Origin of the sequence: Parabacteroides acidifaciens, assembly GCF_003363715.1 — a bacterium.
GTDB classification, from domain to species: domain Bacteria; phylum Bacteroidota; class Bacteroidia; order Bacteroidales; family Tannerellaceae; genus Parabacteroides; species Parabacteroides acidifaciens.
Genome location: NZ_QREV01000091.1, coordinates 1 through 8,954, shown reverse-complemented (window position 1 = coordinate 8,954; position 8,954 = coordinate 1). Strand labels below are relative to the sequence as shown.

Sequence of the window (8,954 nt, the reverse complement as noted above, 5' to 3'; positions counted from 1 at the left end):
GGTAAAGAGCAAAACTATCAACCTGAATTGTTTGTAGAAGCAGTTAAGGGTGTCGATCTGGCTGCCTATGAAAAGGATCTTACCGCTTCAATGGAAAAGGTTTCAGCCAAATATCCGGGTGTAGCCTTGAATAAGATCAGCGACAGTGTATGGCAGATCGAGATTCCTGCAAAATACCGTGTCGGTCATGAAGCTCACTTCGGGCAGGTAACAGAGCATTTCCTTCAGTATCTGAAGGATGGCAAATTGCCGGAATGGGAAGTTCCGAATATGCTGGCTAAGTATTATACAACGACTTCTGCTTTGGATATGGCAAAAGCGAAAACGAAATAGATTTAGCTATAATAATAAAGAAATGGAGTTGTTATAAATGTTTGTATGCTTTATAACAATTCCATTTTTTGTTTTTTCGAGAGCCAGGTGATTAAAAATCAAATCTTACACCTTGTTCCCATAGTGGTAGTAGCTTTTGTACAACGTCAGGCTTTTCTTTTGCTATATTTTTTCGTTCAATGCGGTCCTCATCATATTGGTAGAGCTCGGTAATGATTTCTCCTTTCTTGTTATAGCGTGTGAAGCGATATTCCGGAGTTCGGAGTGTAATGCAGTTCCGATAATAGCTATAAGCTGCATCGATCCATTTTTTGTCATTCGGTTTGTTTAGCAAGGTCGCAAAACTAAGCCCGTCCAATCCTGCAGGTAAAGGAATTTTACAAAGTTCCATGAGAGTTGGATAAATGTCGATAGAATTGACGATCCGTTTATTTTTTATCCCTTGCTTGCATCCGGGAGCTTTTATTACGAGTGCACTGCTTAGAGATGTTTCATGTAAGGTATGTTTTCCCCAAACACGAAGATCTCCTAAGTGCCATCCGTGGTCTCCCCATAAAATAATAATCGTGTTATCCATTTTTCCACTGGCTTCGAGAGCATCTAAAACTTTTCCAACTTGGGCATCCATATAACTTACGCAAGCAAAATAGGCATGTCGAAGTTTGCGGGCATAATCATCCGAAACTCTTTTTTCGATGAATGGCATTTCATCTCCTAATTGATAACTTTTGAACTCTGCACTCTCATGCAGACTGATAGGATCACACCCTTCTGGAATATCTGGCATAGGGGAGATGGGGATAGATGATTCCTCATACATATCCCAGTACTTTTTAGGAGATGTAAAAGGCAAATGAGGTTTAAAAAAGCCGACTGCCAGACAGAATGGCTCATTTTTTGTCGTTAATTCCTTTATCTTCTTGACCGCCAAATTAGCAGTTAACCCATCGGGATAACCTTCATCTGCAACATCTGCACACTCATATGGCTTTACTTGTTTTTTATGGCTTTGCCGGTTACTTCCGTCTGCGTATCCAAAGAAGGCATTCCAGCCATTTCCCCATTTCCCTGCATCGAATAACATTTCGTCCCAACTATAGGGAAGCTCCGGCTTATCAGTCTTGGGAGCTTCATAGCCGTATAGACATCCATCTACATAATGACTTATTTTCCCGATACCTACAGTATAATATCCGTTTCTTCGCAGGTGGTGGAACATCGTTTCGGGGATTTCCCCTTCCGGTTTGTCTGACAGTCTTGTTCGACATGCTTCGTTGGAAAGATCTGATTTGTCTTTAGGAAAATGTCCTGTTAGCATGCTGGCTCGTGATGCTCCACTTGTCGGGACTTGTACATAGTGTTGAAAAAACAAACTGCCCTGTGAAGCCAGCCGATCGATATTCGGAGTTTTCACGATAGAACCATAAGCACCCAATTCCCTGCGGAGGTCATCCACGCAGATGAAAAGAATATTGGGTTTTGTTTTATTCGCCTTTTTTTGCGCATAGCAATGAAAGGGTAGAGCCAGTAAACAGACTGATAATAAAGGATAATTATTTTTCATGATATGTAATTTAAGCATGAGTAAAATGTGAAATGCAAATATAACCAAGCAGCTGATAATAACTGCTTGGTTAAAAAATTATTGTTGATCGTCTATAACGGTCAATGGAGTTCCGTTCTTTTCATATCCGACATAACCTTTGTTTTGATTGATAATACCCCCTTGATTACTATCGATAGCATCAGCTGGTATTGGCCAAAGTACATGAAACGGGCTTAACTTGTAAATATTAGGTCCCCATAATATATTACCCGCTTTATAAAACTCATTTTTAGTCATAACGCGATCATACCAGAAATTCTTTTCAGTGAAATTTTCAGTAGTGTAGCCATTTATGCTATTTTCTGCCATGATGAATGCAATTCGGGTCAATTCTGTTTTTCGGAATTCTTCAGCAAAAAGTTCTCTGGCTCTTTCATCCAAGATATAATCGATCGAAACATCTGCGGCAGAAATAGGATCAGCACTTGCACGTGTCCGTACTGCATTAATGTCATTAGCTGCTTTATCCATTTGGTTTGACCAGTAATATGCTTCGGCCCTCAAAAGATAAGTTTCGGCTAAACGGAATAAATACCAATCGGAATGACCTCCGTATGGTTGATCCGGCCTTTCTTCATCTTCTACATAAATTTTGTAATAAGGAAAAGGATACCAGCAATGGATCGTATCCAGAGGATTTGTGTATTGTATTTGTACAGGCTGTCCGTAATATTTTGAAGCTGGATTATTGTATATGAATTTATCCACAGAGAACCAATTTACTTGGTTGTCGTGTCGTAAATCCTTATTACAATTATTCCATATTTCATAATTATGATAGCTACATGCACGAACGTAACCTACTCCTCTTCCCACTTTTATCAGAAATTCATTGCCTTGAGTATCGATTGTCCCTTTTTTTCCGTCTGGATCTTTTATATAGGAAGCATTCCACCAAGCTGGCACATAACGGCGCATTGACTGGGTCCCATCTTTGGCTTCTGCATCAGGAAATCCGTACCGGTCTTGTACTACAAGTATCCCTTCCTTATTTAAAGATGAACTTTTATTCTCTTTTTGATGTAAATCCCAGATAACGTTATACGAGGGATCTGAAGCAACTACACCAAATCTGTCCTCCATAAGGTTGTGTATACCTCCGTCAATGACAGCAGAGGCTGTTTGTATAGCTTCTTCAAATTTTCCGTCTGCCAGATATATTTTAGTTAGTAGATGATTTCCTGCAGCTTTTGATACAGCTCCGGGAGTTATTTTTTCCGGTAGCCATTGAACGGCCCAGGCCATGTCTTCTGTTATCTTTGTCAAAATTGATTTTCGGGTATGTGTGTAAAAATCGATTTTGGGAGCTGTGTGTTCTACATTTAGGAATGGTACATCTCCGAATAGATGAATGAGCCTGTAATACCAGTAAGCTCTGTGGAAGTATGCTTCTGCAATAATTGCATTTTTTATTTCTTCGGAATCGAATTTTCCGTTATTGATACGGGATAAGATGACATTTGCATTCCGTACCTGATTGTATGCACGAGTCCATATTTCATGGAAGTCGTAAGTGCTTCCTGTCCCGGTCGGGATGACTTGCGTGTCAAAATTATGGACGGCATCTTGCTGTTTATTTGCACTAATTGCCAGGTCTGAAGCGATTAGTTCACAAGCTAATCCTCCTCCTTGACCGTAAAAATCCGGTCGCAAATTTTTCCTGAGATTGACTAATACGCCTTCAAATCCGGCTTTATCTGTATAGACAGATTCAGGGGTGAAGATAGACAATGGTTTAATTTCTAAAAAGTCGTCACCACAAGATAACGTGGTGATAAAAGAAGCGCATACAATATATTTGATCCATTTTTTCATGATATATTCTCCTTTCTAATTATAATGTTACATCAATGCCGAAGGTGAAGATTCTGGGCATGGGCTTGTTTTCTGATTCCGGGTCCCAGCCAGACCATTTTGTAAATGTGATGAGGTTTCGTCCGCTCAGATAAACTTTACAGCGTCCAACCTTTAGGTTCTTCGTAATATTCTCCGGAATATTATAGGCGATGGATAAGTCTTGCAAACGAACAAAGCTCCGGGATTCGTATATGCTATATTCGGGTGTGTCGACTGTATTTAAACGGGTATATTTGTTTGTTGGGTTTTCCGGTGTCCAGTAAGGTAAAGCATATTCGTTCCTTCTGTCTTCGACTTGTGACTTGCTACTCAATAATCCGTTTTTGCCCCAATGCCCTAAATCTGCCCGGATGAAACATGATATCTGGAAGTTTTTGAAGATAGTAAAGTCATTTCTTAATCCCAAACGATAACGAGGTTTGGTATATCCTTGGAATATCTTATCTTCCTGGGTTGAAACTCCATCTCCATTCAGATCATATAATTTGGTATCTCCCGGAGCTTTACCGAATGATTTTGCAATATCTTCTTCTCCTAACTGGTAAATTCCGTCAAACCTATAATCCCATATACGGTCGATAGATTGACCGATAAACCAACTATTACTTATATCGTCAGCTTCCCTTTGTCCGATTATATTTCCATTCTTATCCAATATGTCAATCATTTCACCGTATAAATGTTTGATCTTATTACGATTAAAAGAGAATGTAAATGTAGAGTTCCAATAAAAGTTCTCATTCTGGATGTTGTAACTATTCAATGTCATTTCGAAACCTTTATTTTTTAATTCTCCCATATTGGACATTACATTCTCGTATCCGATAATAGTAGGTAGACTCCGCTTCAACAATAAATCATTGGTTGTCATGTCATAATAGTCTAAAGAGCCTGTTAAGCGATTCTCCAATACTGAAAAATCAATACCTAAATTCAGAGCTTTTGTTTTTTCCCATTTAAGGAATCTATTTGCCAGTGAATTACTGTAAATACCGGATATAAATGTTCCATCTGTCAAATATTTAGTTGTTTCGAGTTTTGCTAATGCATCGTAAATACCAATATCCCGATTACCGTTTATTCCATATGAAGCTCTGATTTTGAGATTATTTATCCACTTTACATTGAAAAATGCTTCATCGGACAAATTCCAGGCTAATGCTCCGGATGGAAAGGTTGCGTAAGGATTTTCCAAACCGAATGCCGAGTATCCGTCCCTGCGTATTGATAGAGTCAATAAATAGCGATTCATGAGTGTATAATTCAGACGTCCCATAATTGCTGTCCCTGTGGAGTAAGTGTCTTCATTTTTTATGGAAGGAGAACTTCCAGCCCCTAATTGATGAAAACCTAATGCTTCACTGGGGGTAAAATTGATATTTTCTCCGGTATCTTTCCATGTTTGTTTCTTTTCTGCATTGTACAGAAATGTCGCATAAAAATCATGTATTCCAAAGGCCTTTTTCCATGATATGATGTTGTCTATTTGCCATTCATAGAGTGAACTGTTGATACGTTGACCGAATCCACCTGTTTTGTTTCCTGTTGGAATAGTGGATGGATCGTAGTAATAGTTCTTCTGCCAGTCATAACGATTAATAAAAGATACTTTGTAACTAAAGCCAAATGGTAATTGTAGGTCGGCGTAAATATTCGCAAACAGATTTTGAGTTATGTTGAATTTGTCTCTTTCTTTGTATAGGAGAAATGGATTCTTTTCTACTCCGGAATCATCATGAGGATACCATTTTAGTTCACCATTCTCATCATATGGTTGACCTAACGGACTCTGGGTTCTTATGTCTGATAGTTTGATCGCTTCGTTGCTCTCATCTTTATTGCTGAATTGAGCATTTATTCCTACTGTCAGGAAATCAGTAACTTTAGTGTCCGCATTCATTCGTGAGCGGATCGTCTTATATTCATCTCCTTTCAGGTATCCCTGATTATCTGTATAGCCCAATGACCAATAGTATTTTGTTTTACCGATACCTCCAGATATATTGACATTATAATTTTGCCTTAATCCTGGTCGTGTGGCTTCAGCAAACCAATCATAAGTATTTCCATTGAGAAAGTTTTCCTGTTCTATTTCACGTAGGTTGATGCGGGTCATCCAAGTCCTAATCGGATCTTCCTGATATGAAACATCGTACTTTTGCCAGGTGTTGATATCTATGCCTTCTGGCAGGTTATTCGGGTTGTTGTAATAACCTTCCGGTTTGTCTGGATTTATTCTACGCTGGAAATCTTGTCTGCGTTGGATGAAACCATCCAAGTCATTAGGGCGGATTTCGTTTGTAAAATCTGTCAGACCAAGCTGAGCAGAGAAATTGATTGTCATCTTTTCACTCTTTCCACGTTTTGTGTTGATGATGACAACGCCGGCAGCAGAGCGTGAACCGTAGACTGCCGCAGAACTGGCATCTTTCAATACATCGACTGTCTCGATATCCGAAGGGTTAATATCATTTATAGAGCCATTAAAAATGACTCCATCCAATACTACCAGCGGAGAGTTATTGGCAGAGAGGGATGACGGGCCCCGGATTTCCATTTCACTTGCACCGGAGGCCGATGTTCCGATATTAGAATTAAAACCTGCAACTGTTCCATTCAACATATCCAATACGTTAGTACTTTGCTGAGTAGCATATTTATCTGTTTTAACTTGGGTAATAGCACCTGTAAGATCTTTCTTTTTGACTGCACCATAACCTATCACAACCACTTCTTCGAGCGCTTGTTGGTCTTCTTTGAGAGTGATTTTGAGAGTGGACTGCTTGCCTAATGTGATTTCTTGCGTATTATAACCAATATAAGAGATTTGCAAGATGTCTCCTTCGGCAGCTTCCAAGCTGAATTTGCCGTCGATATCTGTGATTGTTCCGTTTGTCGTGCCTTTTACGAGGACATTAGCTCCGATGACGGTTTCTCCTTGCGGATCGAGCACGGTTCCGGAGATTTTTTTGATTTGTGCTTTGAACAAAGCAATGTGTTTATTGGATATGCGAAAAGAAATATTTTGTTTCGTACGAAACAGATTTTGCAGGATCTCGTTTAGTTCCTGCTCGGTTTCTTGGATAGAAGCCCTTTCGTTTCTGTTTATTTCAGAGGTGTTATATACAAATTTGTAACCGGTTTTTGTTTCTATCTCTTGAAATATTTCTTCTAATGTTGCATTTTCTTTATTCAACGAGATCTTTACGCCTTGGGCATACAAGGATGATATACCGGCAAATTGAAGCAAGACGAGCAATCCTGATACACAAATAAGTTGTTTTAAAACAGTTCGGGAAAGTAAATAAGAAGCTCTCCCTGCAAAATCTTTATGATTTTGCCTGATAAATAAAATTTTATCCATAATTTTGTGGGTATTAATTTTTTATACTTGACAGGGATATCCCTGTCGGTTGACAATAGAATTGGGAAATGGTCGCAACATTCCCAATTCTTTTTTATATCCGGCGGTGCGGATTAATACGTGTTTCTCATGTACTATCCATATTTATTACATTTTGTGGTTTGACATTGTATTTATTTTAAAAAGATTTCTCCTTTTTGCTTTTCTATCTGATAGCGGGCGGATATTTGCATAATAGACAATATTTCATCTAATGTTTCTTTCCCGGTGAAGTCGGCATTGAATGTCTGTTTGCGCAGATTTTCGCTTTCAATATGTATTTTTACGTGGAAAGCCCTTTGAAGTTCCTGCATGATTTCTTCTAAAGAACTGTCTCTGAATATAAATTTGCCGGTAATCCATGAAGTAATACTTTCTGGACGTATGGTTGAAACTATCAGATTATTATTGGACTTGTAAAAGACGGCCCGTTCACCGGGAGATAATATCCGGTCTGCTATTTGTGACAGGTTCTCTTTTCTATATAAACTGACTTTCCCGGTGAGAAGAGTTACTTCTGTCTTATCCGGCTCTGCGTCTACATTAAAAGTCGTACCCAATACCCGGATTCCGATCCTGTCTGTTTGAACGATAAAGGGCTTTTTTTCATCTTTCCGGATTTCAAAGAATGCTTCTCCTTTTATTTCAACCTGACGGGTATGTTCGCTGAACTCTCTCGGATAACGCAGGCAGGCATTGGCATTTAACCATACGACACTACTGTCCGGTAGTGTTATTTTTGTTTTTGCATCAGGAACGGCCGTTGTTTCATAATAGACAAGTTCGGGTTTGGGGGCCTTGTCAATCAAGAGGATACTTGTAACCAACAGAAAGGCAATGGAAGCTGCTATGGATAAATATTTCCATGCCGGATTCCCTTTTCCGGCATAAGAAATAACGACAGGCCATTTTGCTCTGTCTGTTAAACGATTGAATGCCTGCTTTTCATCAAATGGCAAAGACTTGAAATGTATACGCTTTGCCAGTGATTCGAGTTCATTATTGTTTTGTCTATCTTCCATCTTGTTCTGATACTTTGTATAAATAGAGATGACAAGTGAAGTGAAAAACTCCTATTCGAAGTATAAAAAATAATTGAAGGGTGATTGCTTTTGTTTATTGATTCACTTCTGGCAAGTTTTGAATCTCCTATAAACCTAATGAATTACAATAACCCCCATTTCGGACGTTTTTCTATTTCGTCCGAAATTCTGATCGATTTCGGATTGACTCTTTTCACGGTTTAAACTCCCCTTCCTGACAATAGGAAAAACGAGGTGCGCAGCCCGTTCCGAAAAGTATGCAATTTGATTGCTGAAAGCCGGAAACGCCGGCAAAGTGATAAAGCTTAACTCCCGGAGAATCGATTATTTGAAAATAAAACGGACAGCGTCCCAAATATCGCAAGGAAATTCAGGTGCTTTTTTGCCCTAAAGACGGTCCTCTTTCCGATTACGACCGTTCAAATCGCCATTACGACCGTCCTAATCTTCGCGAGGTGCCGAGTGCACTACACATTAGCACGGTCATAATAGCGAAGAGGACGGTCGTAATTGCTGGGAACGGTCAAAAAAGGCGAAAAAGTCCCTTTTTGAGGCAAAAAAAGTGGATTAACATTTGTTTAGTTCCAGATGTCTTTTGAGACTAAAAAACACGTTTTATACAATAAGCCCCCTGTCGCAGGCTCTCTTTTGCCGTTGATTTCAGAGACTGTGTGAAAAAGCCCAAGAAGAAATTGTAAAAGAGTAATAGAAT

5 protein-coding genes are annotated in these 8,954 nt (G+C 39.2%); 1 reads left to right on the top strand and 4 read right to left on the bottom strand.

All coding sequences use genetic code 11. The annotated features are described in order from the left end of the window. A partial coding sequence (locus DWU89_RS19900; protein WP_316250682.1) for a putative oxidoreductase C-terminal domain-containing protein occupies positions 1 to 333 on the top strand: 333 nt, incomplete at its 5' end. A 91-nt stretch (positions 334 to 424) separates the two neighbouring features. Here DWU89_RS19900 and DWU89_RS19895 read toward each other — a convergent pair. The 4 genes from DWU89_RS19895 to DWU89_RS19880 form a co-directional block, all read right to left on the bottom strand. Beyond that, positions 425 to 1,897 carry a sulfatase gene (locus DWU89_RS19895; RefSeq protein ID WP_115501373.1) on the bottom strand — a complete coding sequence of 491 codons (1,473 nt, stop codon included), beginning with the start codon at positions 1,895 to 1,897 and terminating at the stop codon, positions 425 to 427. A 78-nt stretch (positions 1,898 to 1,975) separates the two neighbouring features. Further along, entirely contained in the window at positions 1,976 to 3,754 is a 1,779-nt protein-coding gene (locus DWU89_RS19890) for a RagB/SusD family nutrient uptake outer membrane protein (RefSeq protein ID WP_115501372.1), read from the bottom strand. 19 nt (positions 3,755 to 3,773) lie between these two features. Next, on the bottom strand, positions 3,774 to 7,160 hold the full coding sequence (locus tag DWU89_RS19885) for a SusC/RagA family TonB-linked outer membrane protein (RefSeq protein WP_115501371.1): 3,387 nt from the start codon (positions 7,158 to 7,160) through the stop codon (positions 3,774 to 3,776). A gap of 173 nt (positions 7,161 to 7,333) precedes the next feature. After that, entirely contained in the window at positions 7,334 to 8,221 is an 888-nt protein-coding gene (locus DWU89_RS19880; protein WP_115501370.1) for a FecR family protein, read from the bottom strand. Between the last annotated feature and the right edge of the window lie 733 nt (positions 8,222 to 8,954).

What these genes read in the sequence shown, in the direction of transcription:
- DWU89_RS19885 (WP_115501371.1), bottom strand. Translation starts at nt 7,160, where the DNA reads ATGGATAAAATTTTATTTATCAGGCAAAATCATAAAGATTTTGCAGGG.
- DWU89_RS19895 (WP_115501373.1), bottom strand. Translation starts at nt 1,897, where the DNA reads ATGAAAAATAATTATCCTTTATTATCAGTCTGTTTACTGGCTCTACCC.
- DWU89_RS19890 (WP_115501372.1), bottom strand. Translation starts at nt 3,754, where the DNA reads ATGAAAAAATGGATCAAATATATTGTATGCGCTTCTTTTATCACCACG.
- DWU89_RS19880 (WP_115501370.1), bottom strand. Translation starts at nt 8,221, where the DNA reads ATGGAAGATAGACAAAACAATAATGAACTCGAATCACTGGCAAAGCGT.